Source organism: Ochrobactrum sp. P6BSIII (genome assembly GCF_014138065.1).
In the GTDB taxonomy this organism is placed as follows: domain Bacteria; phylum Pseudomonadota; class Alphaproteobacteria; order Rhizobiales; family Rhizobiaceae; genus Brucella.
This window is the reverse complement of the sequence record NZ_JACGXB010000010.1, coordinates 33,969-55,560: the sequence shown is the minus strand read 5'-3', so window position 1 is coordinate 55,560 and position 21,592 is coordinate 33,969. Positions and strand designations below refer to the sequence as shown.

The window sequence follows — 21,592 nt, the reverse complement described above, 5'->3', positions numbered from 1 at the left end:
ATTTCGACAAACTTTGGCCGAAGTCGCCCCTGTCATAGTGGGAACGATTAAGGGAAAGCATCTTTGCTTTTCACGGATTTGCTCTAAAAGCGGAACTGGCCGTGCGGTATGGCATGTTCAGCAAGCATTCAGGCGCGGCACTCGATCATCCTGTTCATTGTAAACTCGCAGGGGCAATAGGGAATGAGGACAACAATGAGGAAAGTGACACTGGCAATTGCCATGCTGCCGCTTTTGGCGAGTGCTCCGGTTTTGGCGCAGACTGGCGATCCGGGTGCAAACCAGTATTCGCAGCAGGTGTGCAATCTCGCACATCAGAACGCGCAGTCTTACAGCAAGATCTTGCAGCTCCGCGACAAGATGGTGAAAATCCATCGCGATAATGAAGGTCGTTTTCAGGCTCTCGAAAAGGGCAAGGGCGGCGGTCAGAATCGCGTCAGCGTCGGCTCGACCGCAATTCTCGATGACGCCATGCGTGGCGGCGGCGCTTCGGCGCAGAATGGCGGCTACCAGAGCCCCGGCATGATGCAGGAGCTGGTACGCAACCTCACTGGCAAGATCGAGGATGTGGACGCCCAGATCGCATTCACCGACAATCAGCTGCAAAAATCGCAGGAAGACAACGAATTCCGCTTCGAGGAACTCGAAAAGAAGAATGGTGTCGCGTCACCGGCTGCAAATAAGGCAGGCCAGCCTGCTGTTGCCCCGGCTCCGGGCGCTGATCTTTGCGCACAGGGCGCAGGCGATCCTGCCAGCATGGCCGATACGCTGGGCATGCGTGCTGAGGCCATGAACTTCCAGATCCTCGAAATGCAGGATCAGATGCAGAAAATGCAGGAAGAATATGAGCAGCGTTTCCAGTTCCTGGAGACCGGCAAGCGCGCCGACACGGGCGACCGCAACGGCGGTGGTGCAGGCGATGGCAGCGCTCTCGCCAGCGCCGGTTCAACCGGCAATATGGGCCAGAACACCTATGATGGCGGCACCACTGGTAATCCCGATGCCGGGGTTTCCGCAGATGCCGGTCAGGACGGCTCCATCTCGGACCGGACGCCGGCACAGGAAGCACCGCAGACTGCACAATCGGGCGCAATTGGCGCCGATTCTCTTGCCACTGGTTCCGGCGTCTTGACGCAGGGTGGCCCCCAGCGCGGCGAGCCGCCGCAGACACTGGGCTCCATCCGGTTTGATTCCAGTGGCAATGTAATCGGCGATTCGCTCAATGCCGCTCCGCGCCCGGTCGAACAGGGCGGCTTGCCCGGTAGTCAAGGTTCCGCTGGGCAGGGCAATGCGCAGAACGGCACGGCTGTGGCCTCGCTGCCATCGGGCGATAATCCGAACACGCTCTATCAGGCCTCGTATCAGTATCTGATGTCGGGCGACTACAAGGCGGCCGAATCCGGTTTCCGCCAGCATGTGAAGCGCTATCCGGCTGATCCGCAGACCGCGGAAGCCCGCTTCTGGCTGGGCGAATCGCTTTACGGTCAGGGTCGCTATCCGGAAGCTGCAACCGTGTTCATCGACACGCAACGCGACTATCCCGATTCGCGCCGCGCGCCGGAAAACATGTTCAAGCTCGGCATGACGCTTGAGAAGATGGACAATCACGACGTTGCCTGCGCGACTTTCGAGCAGATCCCGCAACGTTATCCCAAAGCGGCTCCCGCCATTCTGAAGCGCGTTGCCGAAGAACGCACACGTGTAAAGTGCTGATTGCGGAGTTATTTCGTGGGGCTTTCCCCGGCTGATATTTTTAAACCTTTTCAACTGGATCAAGCAAAGGCCGTCATTGCGGCCGTTTCCGGCGGCAGCGATTCGCTGGCAATGCTCTTCCTGCTAAAGGATCATTTGGCGACGCTCGATCCTCGTCCTGCACTTCTCGCAGTGACCATCGATCATCGCTTGCGCGCCGAATCAGCCGAGGAGGCTGAATATGTCGGCGCGCTGTGCCGTGAGCACGGCATCGCGCACCGTATTCTGGCATGGGACGATCCCAAGCCGTCACAGGGGCTGGCCGCAGCGGCGCGTAGCGCACGCTACCGGCTTCTGGTTCAGGCTGCGCATGAAGCGGGTGCCAGCGTGATCGTGACCGGCCACACGCAGGATGACCAGATTGAGACTTTCCTGATGCGCAAGGAGCGCAGTCACCACGCCGAGGCGAGGGGGCTTGCCGCCATGGCGCCCCAGTCATGGCTGGAAGGGTCTGTGCAGCTGATCCGCCCGCTGCTTTCGGTTTCGCGGCAGGCCCTGCGGGATGAGCTGACAGCGAAAGATATTCGCTGGGTTGACGATCCGAGCAACGCCAATACCGACTATGAACGCCCGCGTGTCCGGCAAGGCGCTGCTGCCGATGCCGATCCGCAGATCGTTCTGGCGCAGGTGGCTCTGGCGAGCGCGGCACGCAAGCGCGACAATGCTGCTCTCGTTGCGGCACTGGCCGATCCTGCAAGTCTGCAGGTTGATGATTGCGACCGGATGGAAATCGATCCGGCCATTTATGCCGCTTTACCGGAAACAGTTCGGCGGCTTTTTTCCGGCCTCGTGGCTTCTCTGGCAGGCGGGCGTCGATTCCTGCCGGGCGATGCCGAGCGTTTGCGCATCGAGCGCATTCTGTCGGGCGAGGCAGAACACGAAAGCCAGAGGCACGAAAGCCCAAAACACGAAAGCCAGAAACACGAAAGATTGACCATTTTCGGCGCGCTGATCGAGCGCGGAGCGAAGGGCTTGCCGCATCGTTTCCGGCGGGAGCGGCGCAATTTGCCGTCCGTATTGTTGCCGGCTGGTGGCAGCTGCATCTGGGATGGGCGCTTTCGCTTCTTCAATTCAGGCGACCGTAATTTTGAAATCGCGGCGCCCGGACGACAGGCGTTGATCGACTTTCTGGCCGATTCTCCCACGTCTCTTCCAGAAAACGCTTCTGAAACAAATGCGCGCTGGCGCGAAACGCTTCTGGTGCTGCCCGCTGTCTATGCGGATGGAAAGATTGTCTCTTTGCCATTCCTTCCCGGACAGAATCTTCCGGCGCATATCCGTATGGAACGGCATTTCGCGCTGTTTGATCATGTTCTGCCGGGATATGATTTCGCGCTGGCCGAGGCGATCGAGAAGCGAATTGGTCGCCAATCTTCACCAAACTCCTAATTTTTATAAACCAGAGTGGGAAGAATCTCCCATGCGGCGTGTTACGCGCCTTGGCAACGCCTTCCTTCGATCCTATGTTAGATCGAAACATCGTTCCGCGGTTGCGGAATGGCCGTGGTATCGATTGGACCCGATATGAATCCGAACTATCGCAACTTCGCCCTCTGGGCGATCATTGCTCTTCTTTTGATCGCGCTGTTCAACCTGTTCCAGAGCCCTGGTCAGCGCACGAATTCCCGTGAAGTTTCCTATTCGCAATTTATTGACGACGTATCCAATGGTCGCGTGAAATCGGTCACGATTACCGGCGAGCGCATCACCGGCACCTTTGCCGACAATGGCTCGACGTTCCAGACCTATTCGCCTGGCGATACGGGCCTCGTTGCGCGGCTTGAAAGCAAGGATGTCGCGATCACTGCCCGTCCTGAAAGCGACGGCTCCAGTTCGCTGATCGGCATTCTTCTGTCGTGGCTGCCGATGATCCTGATCCTTGGCGTGTGGATTTTCTTCATGCGCCAGATGCAGGGTGGTTCGCGTGGTGCGATGGGCTTCGGCAAGTCAAAGGCGAAGCTTTTGACCGAAGCGCATGGCCGCGTCACTTTCCAGGACGTTGCAGGCGTTGACGAAGCCAAGCAGGATCTCGAAGAAATCGTTGAATTCCTGCGCGATCCGCAGAAGTTCCAGCGTCTCGGCGGCAAGATTCCGCGCGGCGTGCTGCTCGTTGGCCCTCCCGGTACCGGTAAGACCCTTCTGGCGCGCTCGGTTGCGGGTGAAGCCAATGTGCCGTTCTTCACCATTTCCGGTTCGGACTTCGTTGAAATGTTTGTTGGTGTCGGCGCAAGCCGCGTCCGCGACATGTTCGAGCAGGCGAAGAAGAATGCACCTTGCATCATCTTCATCGACGAAATTGACGCTGTCGGTCGTCATCGTGGCGCCGGTCTCGGCGGTGGCAATGACGAACGCGAACAGACCCTCAACCAGCTTCTGGTCGAGATGGATGGTTTCGAAGCCAACGAATCGATCATTCTGATCGCCGCGACCAACCGTCCGGACGTTCTTGATCCGGCATTGCTGCGTCCGGGTCGTTTCGACCGTCAGGTCGTTGTGCCGAACCCGGATATCGTCGGTCGCGAACAGATCCTGAAAGTGCATGTGCGCAATGTGCCGCTCGCACCGAATGTCGATCTCAAGGTTGTCGCACGCGGCACGCCGGGCTTCTCCGGTGCCGATCTCGCCAACCTCGTCAACGAAGCCGCTCTCATGGCAGCGCGCCGTAACAAGCGCCTGGTGACCATGCAGGAATTCGAGGACGCCAAGGACAAGATCATGATGGGTGCGGAACGCCGCTCCGCCATGACGCCGGAAGAAAAGGCCAATACGGCCTATCACGAAGCAGGCCATGCCATTGTTGCGCTCAATGTGCCTGCATCCGATCCGGTCCATAAGGCGACGATCATTCCGCGCGGTCGCGCGCTCGGCATGGTGATGCAGCTTCCGGAAGGCGACCGTTATTCGGCCACCTATACCTGGATGGTGTCGCGTCTTGCCATCATGATGGGCGGTCGTGTGGCTGAAGAGCTGAAATTCGGCAAGGAGAACATCACTTCCGGTGCATCCTCGGACATCCAGCAGGCAACCAAGCTTGCCCGGTCCATGGTCACCCAGTGGGGTTATTCCGACAAGCTCGGTCGTGTGGCTTACGGTGACAATCAGGAAGAAGTCTTCCTCGGTCATTCGGTGTCGCGCACGCAGAATATTTCGGAAGAAACCGCGCAGATCATCGATGCAGAAGTGCGTCGCCTGATCGACGAGGCTTATGCCGAAGCGACCCGTATCCTGACCAAGAAGAAGAAGGACTGGATTGCGCTCGCTGAAGGTCTTCTGGAATACGAAACACTGAGCGGCGACGAGATCAAGGAACTGATCGCAGGCAACAAGCCTTCACGCGATCAGGGCAATGATACGCCGTCGCGCGGTTCGGGTGTTCCGAAGGCCGGTAGCCCGCGCAAGCGCAAGAGCAGTGGCGAACCGGGCAACGAGCCCGGCATGGAACCGCAGCCGCAATAAGCGCTCATTCCAAACAGACGACGAAAGCCGGGTTTCGCCCGGCTTTCTTTTTGTCTATGTCCTGACGACTTCAAACCGCCGCAAAGGCTCGGTTAACAATTTCGGCGCATGATCTTTTGAAGGATACAACTTTAGAAGCCGGGATCGCTTTTGACCCTGCCAAAGACGAAATTGCATAGAACAGGCATTTTAGGGTATTAACCCGTCAAATAGCTGTCAAAGTTGCGGGCCTGCGCGACTATTGCGCTCTGGTTGAAATGAGCGGCATATATCGACGGCACCGGGATAGCGACGTGGCTCAACGCAAGGCTAAACATATGACACGGAAATACTTCGGAACTGATGGCATTCGCGGACAGGCGAACAGCTTCCCCATGACGCCGGATATTGCCATGAAAGTTGGCATGGCGGTGGGGCATATTTTCCGTCGTTCGGGTCAGGTTTCGCGGGTGGTGATCGGCAAGGATACGCGCCGTTCGGGTTATATGCTGGAAAACGCGCTGGTTGCCGGTTTCACAGCGGCGGGCATGGACGTGTTCCTGCTCGGACCGATTCCGACGCCCGCTGTGGCCATGCTCTGCCGCTCGCTGCGCGCCGATATCGGCGTTATGATTTCGGCCTCGCACAACCCGTATTACGATAATGGTATCAAGCTGTTCGGCCCTGATGGCTTCAAGCTTTCGGATGAGATCGAAATTCAGATTGAAAAGCTGATTGAGGGCGATCTGTCGTCGCTGCTGGCAAGCCATGGCGCAATCGGCAAGGCCAAGCGCGTTGACGGCGATATTTACCGCTATATCGAGTTTGCCAAGCGTACCATGCCGCGCAACATCGCGCTCAACGGTCTGCGTGTGGTGATCGATTGCGCCAATGGCGCTGGCTATAAGGTGGCTCCGGCTGCGCTTTGGGAGCTAGGCGCTGAAGTCATCACCATCAATAACGAGCCGAACGGCATCAACATCAATGAGGATTGCGGTTCGACGCATCCGATTGGCCTGATGAAGAAGGTTCAGGAACTGCGCGCCGATGTCGGCATCGCGCTCGATGGCGACGCGGATCGCGTACTTCTGGTCGATGAAACCGGGTCGGTGATCGACGGCGACCAGCTGATGGCGGTGATTGCCGAATCATGGGCCAATACCGACCGCCTGACCGGTGGCGGCATTGTTGCGACCATCATGTCCAATCTCGGACTGGAGCGCTTTCTGACAGATCACAACCTGACGCTTGCTCGCACCAAGGTTGGCGACCGCTATGTCGTCGAGCATATGCGCGAACACGGCTTCAATGTGGGTGGCGAACAGTCCGGCCATATCGTCCTGTCGGATTTCGCGACGACGGGCGACGGCCTGATTTCTGCCTTGCAGATTCTTGCTGTCATGCAGGAAGCCCAAAAGCCGCTCAGCGACATTTGCCGCAAGTTCGAGCCGGTGCCGCAATTGCTCAAGAATGTGCGCACCGCTGGCGGCAAACCGTTGGAAAACAAGAATGTAAAGCATGCCATCGATGAAGCGCGTGAGCGCCTTGGCGTGCAAGGTCGCCTCGTGATCCGCCCATCGGGAACCGAGCCGCTCATCCGCGTTATGGCGGAAGGCGATGATCGCGTTCTGGTTGAAAAGGTGGTTAACGATATCGTTGATGTTATTTCGTCGGTGGGTAACGCCGCGTGATTTGATAATAACCTTAATAGTTAAAATGGCGCGCCTCTGACGCGCCATTTTTATTTTAGCTATCTCTAAGATTTATTAAAAAGTATCGTTAAAAAACAAGGTTAAGTTGTAATTAACTTTTAAAATCTATTGTCCCTATTGAAAGCGAGGATAACGCTCCGGCGTTATGATATTTCTATGGGGCAGACGATGAACGGTCTTGTGAAAACTTTTTTCGGCGGCTTGGCTGCATCTGTCGCCATGATGGCCACGGGCGCACTGGCAGCGGATCTGATTGAACCGCCAGTGGTTCCGGAAGTGGTTGTAGCGCCGCCTGCTGTTGGCGGCTGGTATCTGCGTGGCGATCTCGGCTATTCGAAGCCGAAATTCAAGGACGCGGATTATGCAACCATCGACAATTGCGAATGCGGTCCTTCGACATTCGGCAGCAACACGCTGTCAGGTGATCTGAAAGGTTCGTTCCTGATCGGCGGCGGTGTCGGCTATCAGCTGACGGATTACTTCCGTACCGATCTGACGGTCGACTATATGACCCGTTCGAAATTCGAGGGCCATACCTACGGTTCGGCCTGTAACGGCGACGCTTCCTGCGCCTCCGACGAACGCAGCCATTTCTCGGCGCTGTCCATCCTGGCCAATGCTTATGTCGATCTCGGCAACTTTGCTGGCTTCACGCCTTATGTCGGCGCCGGTATCGGTGGAACCCGCGTACGCTGGAACGACATTGAGGACGCACGTTACGGCGGTTCTGTGGATGGTGCGGCCAACTGGCGTTTCACTTATGCCCTCATGGCTGGTGCTTCCGTCGATCTGACCCAGAACCTCAAGCTGGATGCGGGTTATCGCTATCGCCATATCAACGGCGGCAAGATGTTCGAGGGCGGTCAGTATCTCGGCGACGGTTATGACAAGGGCATGGACATCCACGACGTCCGCGTCGGCCTGCGTTATATGTTCGGCGGATCGAGCGCGCCTTACGCGCCGCAGCAGGTTTCGACCATTGTGGATGGCCCCGTCTACAAGTAAGACACCTCTGTTATCTGATCGTCAAAGGCCCGGTTCTCCAGGCCTTTTTCTTTGCGGCATTCCTTAAATATCTCCCGATTTTTATCAGGCATTAACCATAGGCGTTCATAATTGAGACTATTCTTATGAGCGGGGATCTCATCATGTTTGCGAAGTGGCGTGCTCTCAACCTGTCGGCGGTTGCTCTGGCGGGTCTCAGTGTTGCATCCGTTGCCTCGGCGGCCGATCTCGATGCCGTTGGTTACGAACCTGTCGTCGAAGCACAGCCTGTGGAAGTCGGCTCTGGCTGGTATCTGCGCGGCGATCTTGGTTATAACATTTCTTCGAAAACCGGACTTACGGCCCGAGACCAGTTTGGAAACAGCGTTTCCGAAAGCTTCGATCTGGACAAGAACTTCGTGCCTTCGGTCGGTATCGGTTATCAGTTCACCGATTATCTGCGCGCCGACGTGACCGGTAGCTATTCCAAGCAGGATATGGACGGCTTCCCAGCCGAAGCCCGCATCTGGGACATGATGGCCAATGCCTATGTGGATCTTGGCAATTTCTCCGGCTTCACGCCTTATCTCGGTGGTGGTCTCGGCTTTGCCAATGTGCGCTATAGCTTTGACACGGGCGCTGGCGACTTCAAGTCCGACGATGATTATCGCTTTGCCTGGGCACTGATGGCAGGTGTCGGCATCGACGTTGCTTCCAACATCAAGCTCGATCTCGGCTATCGTTACGGTGTCATCAGCAGTGGCGATGTGATCAGCGGCAACGGCATCACGATCAGCGACAAGGATATCAAGTCGCATCAGCTGCGCGCCGGTATTCGCTTCACGACCTGGTAATTCATGTTGTCAGAAGCTGACTGAAGACAGGGTCCCTCCGGGCCCTTTTTCCATTCTTGCAAGACCGTTCTACGGCTGGCGGCTTCCTGTCGAATTTCAGGGTAAAATATTCCCGAAAAGCCATGTTGTGGAAAAATGCGCTTTCCGCTATTCCCTTCAGTGGGCCACGTCTCCCCACCGAGACGCGTGCTATCTGAGAGGATAGAAACAACATGACGACGATTGCGAAGCCGGTAGTTCGCCCGGCTAACCCTAATTTTTCATCCGGTCCCTGTGCAAAACGTCCCGGCTGGTCGCTCAATGCGCTGGTCGATGCCGCTCTTGGCCGTTCGCATCGCGCGAAAATCGGCAAGACCAAGCTGAAGGACGCCATCGACCTTACCCGCGAAACCCTGCAGGTGCCTGCCGATTACCGTATCGGCATTGTTCCGGCATCCGATACCGGCGCTGTGGAAATGGCGCTGTGGTCCATGCTCGGCGCGCGTGGCGTCGATATGGTCGCGTGGGAAAGCTTCGGTGCGGGCTGGGTGACGGATGTGACCAAGCAGCTCAAGCTCGAAGATGTGCGCACCTTCACAGCGCCTTACGGTGAGATTGTCGATTTTTCGCAGGTCGATTTCGACCGCGATGTCGTCTTCACCTGGAATGGCACCACGTCTGGCGCGCGCGTTCCGAACGGCGATTTCATCCCGGCTGATCGCAAGGGCCTGACCTTCTGCGATGCAACCTCTGCGGCTTTCGCGCAGCGTCTGGATTTCACGAAGCTCGATGTCGTCACCTTCTCCTGGCAGAAGGTTCTGGGCGGCGAAGGCGCACATGGCATGCTGATCCTCAGCCCGCGTGCGGTCGAGCGTCTGGAAAGCTACAAGCCGGCATGGCCGCTGCCCAAAATTTTCCGCATGACTTCCGGCGGCAAGCTGATTGAAGGCATCTTCGTTGGCGAAACCATCAACACGCCCTCCATGCTCTGCGTGGAAGACTATCTCGATGCGCTCAACTGGGCAAAGTCGATTGGCGGTCTTGACGGGCTTGTCGGACGTGCCGACAGCAATTTTGCCGTTCTGGACGCCTTCGTGGCCAAGACGCCATGGATCGCCAATCTGGCCGCCAAGCCGGAAAATCGCTCCAACACCTCCGTGTGCCTCACCATCGTTGATCCTGAAGTGACGGCGCTTTCTGCCGAAGCTCAGGCGGCTTTTGCCAAGGGCATCGTCACGGCGCTGGAAAAAGAAGGCGTCGCCTATGACATCGGCGCTTATCGCGATGCGCCTTCGGGCCTGCGTATCTGGGCTGGCGCCACGGTCGAAACATCCGATCTGGAAGCACTGACCCATTGGCTCGACTGGGCTTTTGAAGCACAGAAAGCCGCACTCAAGGCTGCTGCCTGAGGCGCGCTCCTGCTTAGGCCGTGGCTGGCCACCGGTTAGGCCACGGCTCGCATTCCCCAATATTTGCAGCATTTCGCATGAGCCAGAATGAGCCAAATGCGTTGCGCATCTGCAAGCTCATTGCTTGAAATGCTTGGTCAGGACATGTTCGAGCACATCCCGAAAAGTGTGAAACGGCTTTCGGACAAGACGTGCTCAAAACAAAAGGAGGCCCAAATGGCACCTCGCGTTCTCGTATCCGATAAGCTTTCACCCACTGCCGTCCAGATTTTCAAGGATCGCGGTGTTGAAGTCGATTACTTGCCCGATCTCGGCAAGGATAAGGAAAAGCTTCTCGAAGTCATCGGTCAGTATGATGGTCTGGCAATTCGTTCGGCCACCAAGGTCACGGAAAAGCTGATCGCTGCTGCCAAAAATCTCAAGGTTGTCGGTCGCGCCGGTATCGGTGTGGACAATGTCGATATTCCGGCTGCATCGCGTCGCGGTATCATCGTGATGAACACGCCGTTCGGCAATTCGATCACCACGGCAGAACATGCCATTGCGCTGATGTTCGCCGTGGCGCGTCAGTTGCCGGAAGCAGACGCTTCCACCCGCGCAGGCAAGTGGGAAAAGAACCGCTTCATGGGTGTGGAAATCACCGGCAAGACGCTCGGCGTCGTGGGCTGCGGCAATATCGGTTCGATTGTCGCCACGCGTGGCATCGGCCTCAAGATGCATGTTGTTGCTTTCGATCCGTTCCTGTCCGAAGCGCGTGCACAGGAACTGGGCGTGGAGAAAGTGGAGCTGGACGAGCTGCTCGCCCGCGCCGACTTCATCACGCTGCACACGCCGCTGACCGACAAGACCCGCAACCTCATCAATGCGGAAAGCCTCGCCAAGACCAAGCCGGGTGTTCGCATCGTCAATTGCGCCCGCGGCGGTTTGATCGTCGAAAAGGACCTCATTGCCGCGCTGAAATCAGGCCATGTGGCCGGTGCCGGTATCGACGTCTACGAAGTCGAGCCAGCGACGGAGAATGAACTTTTCTCCCTGCCGAATGTCGTTTGCACGCCGCATCTGGGTGCGTCGACCTCGGAAGCGCAGGAAAATGTTGCGCTTCAGGTGGCCGAACAAATGTCGGACTATCTGGTCAAGGGTGCGGTTTCCAACGCCATCAATATGCCGTCGATCACGGCTGAAGAAGCGCCGCGTTTGCGCCCGTTTGTGAAGCTTGCGGAAGTTCTCGGTGCCTTTGTCGGTCAGGTGACCGATGAGCCGATCGAGGAAGTGGAAGTGCTGTTCGACGGCTCCACCTCCGGCATGAACACGCGCGCGCTTTTGAGTGCTGCTCTGGCTGGTCTCATTCGCCCGCAGGTTGCCGACGTCAACATGGTTTCGGCACCGATCATGGTGAAGGAACGCGGCATCATCGTTTCGGAAGTAAGGCGCGACAAGTCCGGCATTTTTGACGGCTATATCAAGCTGACCGTCCGCACGACGCTGCGCGAGCGCTCGATTGCCGGAACCTGCTTCTCGGATGGCAAGCCGCGTTTCATCCAGATCAAGGGAATCAACCTCGATGCCGAGGTCGGTCCGCACATGCTCTACGTCACCAACAAGGACGTTCCGGGCATGATCGGCCTGCTCGGCACGATCTGCGGCAAGCACAATATCAACATCGCAAATTTCTCGCTCGGACGCGACCATCCCGGTGGTGACGCCATTGCCATGCTCTATGTGGATGAACAGATTCCGCATGCAGCACTTGACGAACTGATAGCTCAGGAGGCAATCAAGGCGGCAACACCGCTTGAGTTTAACGTCGGAGAAGTTTGAAAACATGACTGAAGAGATGGCACAGCCGGAATGGCGGCGCATGCACGAGCAGGATATCGAGCGCGTGACTGTGGTAGCCAATGTGGTCCATCTCGACTTTTTCGAGGATGAGGCGGTCTTCCGGGACCGCTTCAAGCTCTACCCGGCGGGATGTTTCGTTTATGCCCGTGACAATGACATTCTGGGCTATGGTATCAGCCATCCCTGGAAACTCGATACAGTTCCCGCGCTGAATTCCGTTCTCGGCGAGTTGCCGGAAGATACCAGCACCTATTACATCCACGACATTGCGCTTTTGCCCGCTGCCCGCTCCGCAGGTGCAGCCACGCGCGTACTGGAACTGATGGCTGCCCAGGCCGAGACCGACGGCTTTTTCACCATGTCACTGGTGGCCGTGAATAATTCCGAAGGTTTTTGGGAAAAGAAGGGCTTCGTCTCCCGCGACCTGCCCGCACTGGAAGAAAAGCTGAAAAGCTATTCGGATGATGCCATCTATATGGTTCGCGCGGGATAGAGCACATCCCGAAAAGTGGGAACCGGTTTTCGGATTGGATGTGCGTGGGAAAAAAACTCGCAGATATTCCGCTTCTGACGGTCTGCAAATGGCGTGACTTTTTCGCTTCCGGTGCTCATGTCGTTCTCTTTTACGCATAGTCTTATCCGAAAAGTCTGCAACTTTTCGGGACTATGCATGGAAGTACATTCCGCTCCGGTTCTCAAATCCCACCATTTTCGCCTCGTCATAAACGGAATCTCAAGCGACCTAAGCGCCTCTTCTGTCCACCGTGTTCTCAAAAATCGTGATTTTTTTGCACGAAAGAGTCGCGTAAGCGGGATTCAGTCTGTATAGAGACGAGGGATCAGCACCCCGTGAACCTTTCGGGGAAGCTTGCGATCCTTGGGCTATCAACGGCTGTAATGCCGACCGAGGAGTTTTCTTAAATGGCAAATGTGGTTGTCGTCGGGTCGCAATGGGGCGACGAGGGCAAGGGTAAGATCGTGGACTGGCTGTCCGAACGCGCCGATGTCATCGTGCGCTATCAGGGCGGTCATAATGCCGGTCATACGCTTGTTATCGATGGCGTCAGCTACAAGCTTTCGCTGCTGCCTTCCGGTCTGGTGCGCGGCAAGCTCAGCGTCATCGGTAATGGCGTCGTGGTCGATCCGCATCATTTCGTCTCTGAAGTCGCTAAGCTTCGCGCGCAGGGCATTGAGATTTCTCCGGACGTGCTGCGCATTGCCGAAAATGCACCGCTCATTCTGTCGATCCACCGCGATCTCGACGCCATGCGCGAAGGCTCCAATTCGGGCCTCAAGATCGGCACCACCAAGCGCGGTATCGGCCCTGCTTACGAAGACAAGGTCGGCCGTCGCGCCATCCGCGTCATCGATCTGGCCGAGCCAGAAACGCTGGAGCCAAAGGTTGAGCGCCTGCTGTCGCACCACAATCTGCTGCGCCGCGGCATGGGTCTTGAAGAAATCGCCGTTGAGACGATCCTCAAGGAACTGACCTCGGTTGCCCATGAAATCCTGCCTTATATCGATCAGGTCTGGCGCGTGCTCGACGAGCGCCGCAAGGCTGGCGACCGCATCCTGTTCGAAGGCGCACAGGGCGCACTGCTCGACAACGACCACGGCACCTATCCGTTCGTGACCTCGTCCAACACCGTCGCCGGTCAGGCTGCTGCCGGTTCGGGTCTCGGCCCGACGGCGATCGGCTATGTGCTGGGCATCACCAAGGCTTACACGACCCGCGTTGGCGAAGGTCCGTTCCCGACGGAACTCCATGATGAAATCGGCGAATTCCTCGGCACCAAGGGCCATGAATTCGGCGTGGTGACGGGCCGAAAGCGCCGCTGCGGCTGGTTCGATGCCGTGATCGTGCGTCAGACGGTTCGCACTTCCGGCATCACCGGCATCGCGCTGACCAAGCTCGATGTTCTCGACGGTCTGGACGAAATCAAGATCTGTGTTGCCTATGAACTCGATGGCAAGCGCATCGACTATCTGCCGTCCTCCATGGGCGCGCAGGCTCGCGTAAAGCCGATCTATGAAACGCTGCCGGGCTGGTCGGAAACGACGGCAGGTGCCCGTTCGTGGAACGATCTGCCAGCGCAGGCTGTCAAATATGTTCGCCACATCGAAGAACTGATCGGCGCTCCGGTGGCTATGCTGTCCACCAGCCCGGAACGCGAGGATACCATCCTGGTCACCGATCCGTTCCAGGATTGATCTTTTCAAGGTTGCGCTATTGATCAACCCGAAGCAGTTTTGCATAAACTGCTTCGGGTTTTCAGTTTTTAAGCGTTGTAGCGGTGTCCGGTGGTTCAGATTGGCCAGAAAATGCTCGAAGCTTTGTCAAATCTGCCGCTATTTCGCCTCATCGTTTTGAAAAGCTTCGCTTAATTACTGCCAGACACTTTGCTTTCCCTTGATTATTGTGATTATTGGGACATTTAATTGCATCCAGTGCTTGTGGTATCTGAACGGGCAATAAACCGGGTAAGACGGAATGGCGGATTTTGTAGCTGTACTGAAAAAGACGATCGATGCGCAGGCGGACAAATCGCCTGAATTGCGCCAGCGCGTTTACGCGAAGGCGCGCGCAACGATCGAGCAGAAGCTTGTGACGGCAAACGCCTCGCAGGCTGTGGCGGTACGCCAGCGCAACATTCTTGAAGATGCGATTGCCGAAGTCGAAGCTTTTTATGCGCCTCCTGCCGCAGCAGCCGCAGCAGCCCCAGATCCGGTCAATGATGCGCTTGAGGATTTCCTGCAGGAAGCGAATCAGGGTGTAAGCGCGTCGCGTGCGCATCATGAAGACGATGACGACAGCGCTTTTTCCGCTGCGCCGGCTGCAGAGCGCCAAACGCGGGCGTCCGAGCATGATGAAGATGCGTCTTTCAGCGCGGAACGCAGCGGCGACTGGAAAATCGACCGCGCCAAGGAAAAGGCCCAAGCACGCCGCAGCGAATATATCGAGCGCAGTGCCGTCAAGGAAAAGCGCTCCTATAAGGGCCTGATTGCCGGTCTCATCGCCGTACTCGTTCTGGGCGGTGCTGGTTATGGCGTGTGGGCCAACAAGGACAAGATTCAGGAACTCGCATCGAGCCTCGGGCGCAATGATGCGCCGTCGACCCCGGCTGCCAGCGGTGGTGACAGCACTGCGACGCCACCTCCTGCTGACAGCCATACGGCAGATAATGAAACCACGCCGACACCTGAACAGCAGCCGCAGCAACCAGCTGGCGAGCAGAAGCTCACCCAACGTTTGATGCCGGATGGCAGCGAGACCGATGAAGGCCCGGCTGGCGGTGCGGCTGGCCTCGGCGAAGGCAAGTCCACGGCAGCTTCAACGCCATCCGGTTCTCCGGCTGGTTCGCAAGCTGGCACTCCGGCGACGCCAAGCGAACAGACGCCAGCTGCGCAGCAGGCTGTGGCTGTCGGTCAGCAGGCGCTGCTCTATGAAGAGCGCGGCAGCACCGAATCCGGTTCCGTGGAAAAGGGCAATGTCGTCTGGTCGGTTATTCAGGAAAGCCCGGGTGACGGACAGCCGGAAGAACCGGCGGTGCGTGGCACGGTGACAATGCCGACGAGCAATGTTCAGCTGAAAATGACCATCCGGAAGAATACGGATCAGTCTATTCCGGCCAGCCATTTGATTGAAATGGTGTTCACCGTTCCGGATGGTTTCTCCGGCGGCGCAATCGACAATGTCCAGCGCATCACCTTCAAGGATACGGAACAGGCGGCGGGCAACCCGCTGATCGCGGTTCCGTCCAAGATCGCGGATAATTTCTTCATCATCTGGCTCAACGACGCCCGCACTGCGCAGGACACCAACCTGTCGCTGATGCGCCGTCTGCAATGGATTGATATTCCGGTATCCTATCGCAACGGTCGCCGCGCGCTGATCAGCCTTGAAAAGGGTGTGCCGGGCGAGAAGGCCTTCACCGACGTTCTGGGCGCCAACTAAAGCGCCCTACAGCAGAATGAAAAAGGCCGCGTTGAGCGGCCTTTTTGTTTGCAGATGAAACGCATCCTGAAGCTCTTGCGATGCGCCTGGAGCATTTCCAGCAAAAGTGCGTAGCTGTTTTGCGTAGGACAATGCGTAAAAACAAGTAGATAGAGCGGTTCCAGGATTCCGTTTTAACCGGAACCGCTCTAGAAAATATCTGCTTATTTCTTGTTCTTTTCCGCGAAAGCCTTGATGGCTCCGGCAACTTCATTCTGTGCGGCTTCAGCCGTATCGAAGCCACCGAGTTCCACGGCCTTGCGGCCTTCCGGCAGTTGCTTGTAAACGCGGAAGAAAGCTTCCAGACGCTGCTGCTCGATCTTCGGCAGGTCGGTGATTTCCTTGATATCGTCGTAGGTCGGATCGATCTTCGAGGTCGGAACGGCCACGATCTTGTCGTCCTTTTCACCGCCGTCGATCATCTTGAGAACGCCAATCGGGCGAACCTTGATGATGGCGCCCGGTACGATCGGCTCGCGCGTGTAAACAAGCGCGTCGAGCGGGTCGCCGTCGCCAGCCACTGTGCTGGTGATCGAACCGTAATTGGCCGGGTAGATGACCGGCATCGACTGATAGCGGTCGACAACGATATGGCCGGTCTTGTCGTCGATTTCGTATTTGGTGAAGCTGCCCTGTGGGATTTCGATGGCCGTGAAGAATTCCTTCCCGTCCTGTTCCTTCTGCGGATAGTCGAGATAGGAAACATAGTCGGAAGCAGATGCGGCAGTGGCAGCGGTCAAGGCGAGGGCTGCGGCAAGCAGGAGCTTTTTCATGGGATGTCCTTTAGGCATCGGTGAAACACGCTTTGTGCCTAAAGGCCTTCCATTGCAGTTATTTGAAGCTTTTATTGCGGTTGGATGACGGTTCCGCGAGGAAGCGTCTGCGATATTCCGCAGGGCTGATCCCGATCTTCTGCCGGAAATGGTGACGCAGCGTGTAGGCGCTCCCAAAGCCCACGGAAGCGGCGATATCGTCGATGCTGGCCGGACTCTGGCAGAGCAGTTGCTTGGCGGTCGTCACCCGTTCGGCAACCAGCCAGTCGCCGGGTGTGGTGGCGGTCGCCTCTGCAAAGCGCCGCAGAAAAGTGCGGGCGCTCATACGGCATTCGCTGGCCATCCGTTCGATGGTCCATTCCGAGGCGAGATTGCTCCTGATCCGGTCGAGGAGGGGGCTGATTTCGGTGCCTTCGCGTTTGGCGACCGGTCTTTCCAGAAACTGTGCCTGTCCGCCTGTGCGATGGGCTGGCATGACCAGACGGCGGGCGACGGAATTGGCAGCCACAGGCCCAAAGTCCTGCCGCACGATTTCGATCAGTAGGTCCATTCCGGCGGCACTTCCGGCAGAGGTCAAAATGCGGTCGTGCTCGCGATAGAGCGATGCATCATCGACTGCAATACTCGGGTGTCTGTCGCGCAAGGCTTGCGCATAGCGCCAATGGGTCGTGGCTTCACCGCCGTCAAGCAGATCCGTCGCCGCCAGTACAAATGCGCCGGAACAGATTGAAGCCAGCCGCGCACCCCGTTGATGTGCGTTCCGCAGTCTTTCGCAGATCGCCTCGGGCACGGGAATATCTGCGCCTTTCCAACCGGGCACGATGATGATGTCGGCCTCGTCAATCAGTTCCGGCCCATGGTCCGGGGTAATGACGAAACCGCCATGCGCGCGCAATGGGCCGTCCTCAATCGGGCAACTGGCAAAGCGATACCAGTCCGCCCCCATTTCCGGGCGCGGCAGGCCGAAGATTTCGGCGACGATGCCGAATTCGAATGTGCAGAGACCATCATAGAGAAGGGCGACGACCAACGGGCCGGTGAGTTGTGGCTTCAGGCTTGTCATGATCTTTACGTATATTGTCAATCGCGCCAATTGCAAGCGGGCAGTTGTTCGAGCGAAAAGAATGGCGAACACAACAGGAGATCGCCATGACCATTGCTATGAAGACTGCGGCCAAATCCGCTGTGACTGCCATAGAAGCCGCGCCAAGTGCTTTGGCACGGGAACATTTTGCAGCACAATTCGCCTTCGAGACGGATTGCTGGGATGTACACGATGCGCTTTCGAAGGGTGTCGATTTCGTGCTTCTCGATGTGCGCGGCCCGAGCCTGTTTGCAAAAGGCCATATTCCGGGCGCGATCAATCTGCCGCATGGCAAGATCATCGGTTCGAAAATGGCGGATTGGCCGCAAGAGACGGTGTTTGTCACCTATTGCGCGGGGCCGCATTGTAATGGCGCAGCGCGTGGCGCTCTGCGGCTTGCCGACCTTGGTAGACCGGTCAAGATCATGGCTGGTGGGATAACCGGCTGGATCGATGAGGGATTTGCGCTCGCAACGATGGAGGCGGTGGAATAGCCGCGTCCAGAAACAAGTCTGCCGCAGGGCGCTTCACGCATCCTGCGGCAGAAAACAGTTCAATCACTCTATTCTTTTGCATCAAAGCGCATCTTACCCGAAAACCGCTTCACACTTTTCGGGATGCGCTTTTATGCGTGAGCGGGTTCGACGTGGTTCAGCGCCTTTTGCTGCTTGAATGCAGCAGCCTTGACGGCAGCCTGCACCTTTTCAAAGGCACGCACTTCGATCTGGCGCACGCGTTCGCGGCTGATGCCGAATTCACTGGACAGATCTTCCAGCGTCATTGGATCGTCCGAAAGGCGGCGTGCTTCGAAGATACGACGCTCGCGATCATTCAGCGTGTCCATGGCCTGTTCAAGCATCGAGCGGCGGTTTTCCAGCTCGTCCTGTTCGATCAGAACCTGTTCCTGGCTGTTGCTGTCATCGACCAGCCAGTCCTGCCATTCTCCGGATTCACCTTCGCTTGCACGCAGGGGCGCATTGAGCGAGGCGTCACCCGACAGACGGCGGTTCATGGAAACCACCTCGTCTTCGCTGACATTCAGCTTGGTCGCGATCTGCTTGACCTGATCCGGCCTGAGATCACCATCGTCGAGCGCCTGAATCTTGCTCTTCATCTTACGCAGATTGAAGAACAGGCGCTTCTGGTTGGCAGTCGTGCCCATCTTCACAAGGCTCCACGAGCGCAGGATATATTCCTGGATCGAAGCCTTGATCCACCACATGGCATAGGTGGCAAGACGGAAGCCGCGTTCCGGCTCGAAGCGCTTGACGGCCTGCATCAGGCCGACATTGCCCTCGGAAATAACTTCGCCGATGGGCAGGCCATAACCGCGATAGCCCATGGCAATCTTGGCCACGAGACGCAGATGGCTCGTCACCAGCTTGTGGGCGGCTTTCGGATCGGTATGTTCATGATAACGCTTGGCCAGCATATATTCTTCTTGCGGCTCAAGCATGGGAAAACGGCGGATTTCTTCCAGGTAACGGGTAAGGCCACCGTCGCCGGACGTAATGCTGGGAAGATTCATCTGGGCCATAGAGCACCCTCCTTTATAATTTCAGGTCCCCATTTGGCGAACCTGTCGCGGGGGCTGCCTCCTGCACTTCCCTCACGCGAGCCTCCATATATAGGCATGATTTTGGCGAAAACACGATCCTTTAACTCATGAAACAATCTGTCACTGCAATGTGAACGCTCGTCTGCGTGAAAAGTTGCAGAAGCATTCTGTAAAGCGCGCTGGATTTGACTGTTCCTGATGATCCAGGCGCAGTTTTGACATCAACTGCACCCGGATTGGTGTTGGCTCGGTTTTTCCAATTCGCTTCAAAGCCCATGTTTACATGCACAACGATGCGAGGAAGAACCGGAAGACCTGACAGTATTATATGGAGTGCGCGCGGAAATTTTCCAGTAGGTGCTCCATATCTTCGGGCACCGGCGCTTCAAATCGCATCAATTCATCGGTTGCGGGATGCGTGAAGGCGAGAAGCCAGGCGTGAAGCGCCTGTCTGTGAAAGCCGCGCACAGCTTCCTTCAGCGGTTCCGGCAGTTTGTTGGCCTTGGTTTTATAAGCGCTGCCATAATCCATGTCACCGACCAGCGGGTGGCCGATATGGGCCATATGAACGCGAATCTGGTGCGTGCGGCCGGTTTCAAGGCGGCACTCCACCAGAGAAGCCAGTGCCGTGGCATCCTCACGGGGGCCGAATTTTTCCACTGTCGCATAATGAGTGACGGCATGGCGGGCGTCTTCGCGCTCTTCATTGACCACGGCCTGCTTTGTGCGGTCGCGATGCGAGCGTCCGAGATGTGCATCGATGACGCCTTGCGGGCGCTCGGTCATGCCCCAGACGAGGGCAAGATAAGCGCGCTCCAGATCGCCGGTGCGGCCATGGTCCGCAAATTGTTCGCTTAAATGCCGGTGCGAACGGTCGTTCTTGGCAACGACCATGACGCCGCTCGTATCCTTGTCGAGACGATGAACAATGCCCGGACGGCGGATTCCGCCTATGCCGGACAAGCTATCGCCACAATGATATATAAGGGCATTGACAAGCGTTCCCGTCCAGTTGCCGTTGCCAGGGTGAACGACAAGGCCAGCAGGCTTGTTGATCACGATGAGATCATCGTCCTCGTAAAGAATATCGAGGGGAATGTTCTCGCCTTGGGGTTCGGCAGGTTCAGGCTCGGGCAGCACGATGGCGATCTTCATGCCTTCGCGCAGCTTCTGCTTGGTTTCACGAGCAGGTTCACCGTCGATGGTCACATGACCGTCGGCAATCAGGGACTGAACGCGACTGCGGGAGAGTTCCGGCCCTAATGCTGCGGCCAGCCACTGGTCCAATCTTTTGCCCGCAGCATCAGTGTCGGCAATTAGTTCTTTCAATTGTCTCTTCCCTTCGTTATCACGCGCCACACGGGTGCATGAACCGGAGTCATTTAATGCAGGATCCACACTATCCGCGATACCAGAATCAGCAGGATTCAGGATATCAGGACTATCAGCAGGGCTATTATCAGGACGAACAACCGTCCGAGCCTGTGCTTGATCCGGCTATGGAACGTGTGCGCCGCAAGATGATCCGGCTTCTGGCCGTTTCAATCGGCGTCATGCTGATCGGTCTTATGGCCGTGCTCGCCGCCGTTGTCTACAAGATCAATCGCGCGCCCGAAACCCCCGCCACGCAGGAAGCCCGCTCGGATATTCCAGGCCAGGCCGCAGCCCAGCCTGTGAAGCCGGAACCGCCGAAGCTGATCGAGTCGCAGATTAACCTCGTTCCAGGCACGCGCCTCCTGTCGCAGAGCCTGTCCGGCGATCAGCTTTCGCTGGAAACGCTGCTGCCCGACGGCGGCACTGAACTCATCATTTATGATTATCGCGAATCCCGCGTGATTGGCCGCATCAAGCTCGGCAGTGTCGAGTAAGACCGGGGTGCGTTGCACACTTAAACAGGCGGCCGATGGCCGCCTTTTTATATTCCCGGATTGCGCTTTTCTGTAAGGGCGATTATATCAGCCAACAACAGACCCTATGCGCCCATCGTCTAGCGGTTAGGACGGCGCCCTCTCACGGCGCAAACAGGGGTTCGATTCCCCTTGGGCGTACCAGTCATCCCCGACATACTTTTCCGATAGGTTCACACTGCGTCAACGGCAGCGGTTCGACGCAGGTCCGTCTGAATGCGAACGCTCTGGCGGAGCTATTCCTTGCCGCGCAGTTCCTCTACGACCAGCAATATGACAGCCGGCAGAATGACCATGACGAAAAATGACGTC

The 21,592-nt window shown here is 57.2% G+C and carries 17 protein-coding genes and 1 tRNA gene; 14 read left to right on the top strand and 4 right to left on the bottom strand.

The window, feature by feature from the left end:
* Positions 1-183 precede the first annotated feature (183 nt).
* The 11 genes from ybgF to FHW00_RS15015 all read left to right on the top strand — a co-directional run bounded on the left by ybgF (position 184) and on the right by FHW00_RS15015 (position 15,919).
* Complete coding sequence (gene ybgF / locus FHW00_RS15065; RefSeq protein WP_078339474.1) at positions 184-1,713, top strand: tol-pal system protein YbgF; 1,530 nt, start codon at positions 184-186, stop codon at positions 1,711-1,713.
* 15 nt (positions 1,714-1,728) lie between these two features.
* Positions 1,729-3,141, top strand: coding sequence for a tRNA lysidine(34) synthetase TilS (gene tilS / locus FHW00_RS15060; RefSeq protein ID WP_078339473.1), 1,413 nt, complete (start codon positions 1,729-1,731; stop codon positions 3,139-3,141).
* A gap of 135 nt (positions 3,142-3,276) precedes the next feature.
* Positions 3,277-5,208, top strand: a complete 1,932-nt coding sequence (gene ftsH, locus FHW00_RS15055) for an ATP-dependent zinc metalloprotease FtsH (RefSeq protein WP_078339584.1) — start codon at positions 3,277-3,279, stop codon at positions 5,206-5,208.
* Between the two features lie 317 nt (positions 5,209-5,525).
* Complete coding sequence (gene glmM / locus FHW00_RS15050) at positions 5,526-6,878, top strand: phosphoglucosamine mutase (RefSeq protein ID WP_078339472.1); 1,353 nt, start codon at positions 5,526-5,528, stop codon at positions 6,876-6,878.
* Positions 6,879-7,067: 189 nt separating this feature from the next.
* Positions 7,068-7,904: an outer membrane protein gene (locus tag FHW00_RS15045; RefSeq protein ID WP_078339583.1), complete on the top strand. Its 837-nt coding sequence runs from the start codon at positions 7,068-7,070 to the stop codon at positions 7,902-7,904.
* Positions 7,905-8,047: 143 nt separating this feature from the next.
* Positions 8,048-8,737: an outer membrane protein gene (locus tag FHW00_RS15040; protein WP_078339582.1), complete on the top strand. Its 690-nt coding sequence runs from the start codon at positions 8,048-8,050 to the stop codon at positions 8,735-8,737.
* A gap of 212 nt (positions 8,738-8,949) precedes the next feature.
* Positions 8,950-10,125 (top strand): phosphoserine transaminase, encoded by a 1,176-nt coding sequence (locus FHW00_RS15035; protein WP_078339470.1) that lies wholly within the window; start codon positions 8,950-8,952, stop codon positions 10,123-10,125.
* A 216-nt stretch (positions 10,126-10,341) separates the two neighbouring features.
* Positions 10,342-11,943: a phosphoglycerate dehydrogenase gene (gene serA / locus FHW00_RS15030; RefSeq protein ID WP_078339469.1), complete on the top strand. Its 1,602-nt coding sequence runs from the start codon at positions 10,342-10,344 to the stop codon at positions 11,941-11,943.
* Between the two features lie 4 nt (positions 11,944-11,947).
* A complete protein-coding gene (locus FHW00_RS15025) occupies positions 11,948-12,457 on the top strand; it encodes a GNAT family N-acetyltransferase (RefSeq protein ID WP_078339468.1) in 510 nt (169 codons plus the stop codon).
* Between the two features lie 428 nt (positions 12,458-12,885).
* Positions 12,886-14,175 carry an adenylosuccinate synthase gene (locus FHW00_RS15020; protein ID WP_078339467.1) on the top strand — a complete coding sequence of 430 codons (1,290 nt, stop codon included), beginning with the start codon at positions 12,886-12,888 and terminating at the stop codon, positions 14,173-14,175.
* Between the two features lie 280 nt (positions 14,176-14,455).
* Positions 14,456-15,919, top strand: a complete 1,464-nt coding sequence (locus tag FHW00_RS15015) for a transcriptional regulator (RefSeq protein WP_078339466.1) — start codon at positions 14,456-14,458, stop codon at positions 15,917-15,919.
* Positions 15,920-16,122: 203 nt separating this feature from the next.
* Here FHW00_RS15015 and FHW00_RS15010 read toward each other — a convergent pair whose 3' ends face one another.
* Together FHW00_RS15010 and ftrA are read right to left on the bottom strand one after the other, a co-directional pair.
* Positions 16,123-16,731 (bottom strand): inorganic diphosphatase, encoded by a 609-nt coding sequence (locus tag FHW00_RS15010; protein ID WP_078339465.1) that lies wholly within the window; start codon positions 16,729-16,731, stop codon positions 16,123-16,125.
* Between the two features lie 58 nt (positions 16,732-16,789).
* The gene (ftrA, locus tag FHW00_RS15005) at positions 16,790-17,794 is read right to left on the bottom strand and encodes a transcriptional regulator FtrA (protein ID WP_078339464.1); all 1,005 of its coding nucleotides are present in this window, start codon (positions 17,792-17,794) and stop codon (positions 16,790-16,792) included.
* Between the two features lie 86 nt (positions 17,795-17,880).
* Here ftrA and FHW00_RS15000 point away from each other — a divergent pair, with 86 nt between their 5' ends.
* Positions 17,881-18,309, top strand: coding sequence for a rhodanese-like domain-containing protein (locus FHW00_RS15000; RefSeq protein WP_078339463.1), 429 nt, complete (start codon positions 17,881-17,883; stop codon positions 18,307-18,309).
* A 131-nt stretch (positions 18,310-18,440) separates the two neighbouring features.
* Here FHW00_RS15000 and rpoH read toward each other — a convergent pair whose 3' ends face one another.
* Both rpoH and FHW00_RS14990 read right to left on the bottom strand, forming a co-directional pair.
* On the bottom strand, positions 18,441-19,352 hold the full coding sequence (gene rpoH / locus FHW00_RS14995; RefSeq protein ID WP_078339462.1) for an RNA polymerase sigma factor RpoH: 912 nt from the start codon (positions 19,350-19,352) through the stop codon (positions 18,441-18,443).
* 345 nt (positions 19,353-19,697) lie between these two features.
* Complete coding sequence (locus tag FHW00_RS14990) at positions 19,698-20,732, bottom strand: RluA family pseudouridine synthase (protein ID WP_440630078.1); 1,035 nt, start codon at positions 20,730-20,732, stop codon at positions 19,698-19,700.
* Positions 20,733-20,758: 26 nt separating this feature from the next.
* Between FHW00_RS14990 and FHW00_RS14985 the strand changes: the two genes are divergently transcribed.
* Positions 20,759-21,241 carry a hypothetical protein gene (locus FHW00_RS14985; RefSeq protein ID WP_078339460.1) on the top strand — a complete coding sequence of 161 codons (483 nt, stop codon included), beginning with the start codon at positions 20,759-20,761 and terminating at the stop codon, positions 21,239-21,241.
* Positions 21,242-21,349: 108 nt separating this feature from the next.
* Positions 21,350-21,424, top strand: a tRNA-Glu gene (locus FHW00_RS14980).
* Positions 21,425-21,592 lie beyond the last annotated feature (168 nt).